We start from the raw sequence: 2,796 nt of genomic DNA, 5'->3' as shown, positions 1-2,796 counted from the left end.
AGTCAGAAATTGGGAGCAGATTTTTATTTTGCTACTCCTTATCATTCTTGGGAGAGGGGATTAAACGAGCCTACTAATGGACTATTAAGACAATTTTTTCCCAAGGGAACGAATTTTAAAATTGTTAAGCCAGAGCAGGTGGAAATAGCCGTAAACTTGATTAACAATCGTCCTCGAAAATGTCTTGACTATCGTACCCCGAATGAGGTATTCTATAAAGGTAGATCAGACAGTGATGCAATTCAGACTTGAATTGGCCAATAAATGTAATTAAAGCTTTTAATTGTTTCTTATTTTTATTGTTTAACATTTTGCAATACCTCCTACGATTTCAATAGTGAATGACAATGTTAATCCCCCCTAATAATCTTCATTTCTTCATCGGTCAACCCATACAAATGAGCAACCCTATCATCAATCTCCGCTTCCCACTCTAACACCCCGACTCCCTTCGCATCAAGGCACTTCTGCACTAAGAATGTGATCGCTTGCTTGTCGGCTTCTGAGGGAATAGGTATAGGTAATCTTCCCATAGTTTCTCGGTTATAGGCAAAAAAACCTCCTTTAAATGGAGTTGAATAAGATTGTAAATATTTCTCTAATATTGTTGAGTTAAGTACTCCTAATAAATATTCATAACTTAGCTTAGAATTTTCTTTTAAAAGAATACCATATCCTCCCGCAGTACCTCCTCCTACAAAATAATATTGTTGGTTTATATCTAATGTTAAAGATGAATGATTAGCTAATACTTGAGTTATGATTTTCTTTTTATCAAAACAGCCTAAGTTTTTAGGATAAACATAACCCCACCATTCTTTGATATTTATTTTCCCTTTTTCTCTATTATTTAATTTTTCTACACATTCTAAAAAATAATCCCCTATTAGAGGATAATTATTTTTAAGTTCTTTTTCGGATAAAAGAGTGTATGAATCATGCTTTATTTGATAAGGAAAAATTACTTTATACTTAGCTATGGGTTGGGAGTAGCGTTTAATTTCTGCTCCTTTTAATAGGGGTTTTACAATATCATAATCAAATTGATAAGTTTTTTGTGCATATTTTGAATAAAGCCCATCTTCTCTTATTTCTAAAATATAAGCTGGATCTGCACTTGTTTGTAAACCGACAAAAATATTTGATAATTCTGACAATAAAGGAAATTGATTAATTTTATCAAATATATTTTGTAAGTCTTGAGAACTCAATAACCAAACTGTATCAGCTATTTTTTCATAAGTTACTTGATTTAATTTTGCTTTTGATAAGTTTTGTAACTGATTAGTATTATTTTTATCTAATTTTGCATGGCTAAAATATTCTTTGATTGCCTTAGAAAATAAGAAAATGCCTGTATAGGTAATAGCAGAATCGAAAACTTCAATCTCACTTAAATCTATAAACAAGTTAAGCAATTTATTTTGATAAATAAATTGTTTTAGTTTTTCTCCATAGCCACTTTTTACGAATTTAGGGCTCTTCCGAACTTGTCATGTAAAATTAAAGAAAAAATAGACAATTATTGCTGACCAATAAAACAATAATTTATCTTTAAAAGCTGACTATGCTTGCAATACAGCAATTTATTGGTTAAAATATAGACAGCCAAGACCAGCAATTTTAGACACAAGCTATACTTATGCCATCAAATCCACAATTAAAGTTAATGACCGAGCTACTTCACCTAGAAGGAGTTGTCGTTACCAATTATCAAATTATTACCGATATAGGAATTGTTTTACATTTAGAAAATATGTCAAGAGAAAGCCAGTGCATTCATTGTGGAAGTAAAACGGAAAAAGTTCATCAAAACAATGAATTAACAATCCGAGATTTACCCTTTGGAGAACAGGCATTATATCTGAGAATCAATCGTCGTCAGATGAGATGCGAGAAATGTGGGAAAAAATTCACAGAAGAACTAAATTATTTGCCAAAGAAAAGAACCTACACAGACAGATTTAGAAAAAAAATAGTGGCCGAAGTCCTGAATAGTGATCTCAAAAATACGGCAGAAAGAAATGGAGTAAGCGAACAAGAAATAGAGACGATGCTCAAAGACTTAGGAGAAGAGTTAATAACCGCAAAACCTCAAGGGCTAAAAAAATTAGGAATAGATGAAATAGCCATGATAAAGGGAAAAGGAAATTACTATGCTGTGTTAGTAAATATAGACACAGGAAAAATTATAGGCTTAGGGGAAAAAAGAACAGAAGAAGCATTAACAGAATATCTGAAACACTGGGGAGAAGAGGTTTTGAGCCAAATAGAGGAAGTAAGTATAGACCTGTGGATAGGGTATAAAAATGTGGCAGAAAAACTAATGCCTCAAGCTCAAATAGTAGGGGATAGATTCCCTGTAATGAAACAAGTAAATAACGAGCTAGATGAAGCAAGAAAGGAGGTAAAAAGAGAGGCAGCTAAGATAAAAAATAAGAAAAATAAAGAAAATATCTTAGCAGGAATAGCCAAGAGCAAATATGCCTTATTAAAGAATGAAGGAGACTTAGTAGAGAAAGAAAGAAAAAAATTGGAAGAAGTATATAAAGTGTCTCCAAAACTTGGGGAAATGCACAAATTAAAAGAGGAATTTAGAGAAGTATTTGAGAAAAATACGGAGGGGAATGAGGGATTATTTGCCTTGAGTGATTGGCTCAAAAAGGCGATGGCTTACTTTCCTAAAAGCTGCCAGACAATTCGGCGGTGGATTGACGAAATAACTGCCTATTTTGATAACCGAACAACCCAGGGAACAGTTGAAGGAATTAATAATAAACTGAAGGTGATTAAAAG

General features: G+C 32.6%; 3 protein-coding genes. 2 read left to right on the top strand and 1 reads right to left on the bottom strand.

The window, feature by feature from the left end; genetic code table 11:
• Positions 1 to 252, top strand: a 252-nt coding sequence (locus tag O9295_RS04395) for an IS30 family transposase (RefSeq protein WP_288031994.1), incomplete at its 5' end; no start/stop codon positions are given.
• A 98-nt stretch (positions 253 to 350) separates the two neighbouring features.
• Here O9295_RS04395 and O9295_RS04390 read toward each other — a convergent pair.
• Positions 351 to 1,418, bottom strand: a complete 1,068-nt coding sequence (locus O9295_RS04390) for a TaqI-like C-terminal specificity domain-containing protein (RefSeq protein ID WP_288031992.1) — start codon at positions 1,416 to 1,418, stop codon at positions 351 to 353.
• 224 nt (positions 1,419 to 1,642) lie between these two features.
• Between O9295_RS04390 and O9295_RS04385 the strand changes: the two genes are divergently transcribed.
• Positions 1,643 to 2,796, top strand: a 1,154-nt coding sequence (locus tag O9295_RS04385) for an ISL3 family transposase (RefSeq protein ID WP_288031989.1), incomplete at its 3' end; no start/stop codon positions are given.

The organism is Microcystis sp. LE18-22.4A (genome assembly GCF_027531105.1).
Taxonomy (GTDB): domain Bacteria; phylum Cyanobacteriota; class Cyanobacteriia; order Cyanobacteriales; family Microcystaceae; genus Microcystis; species Microcystis aeruginosa.
This window is presented reverse-complemented; position numbering and strand designations above follow the sequence as displayed.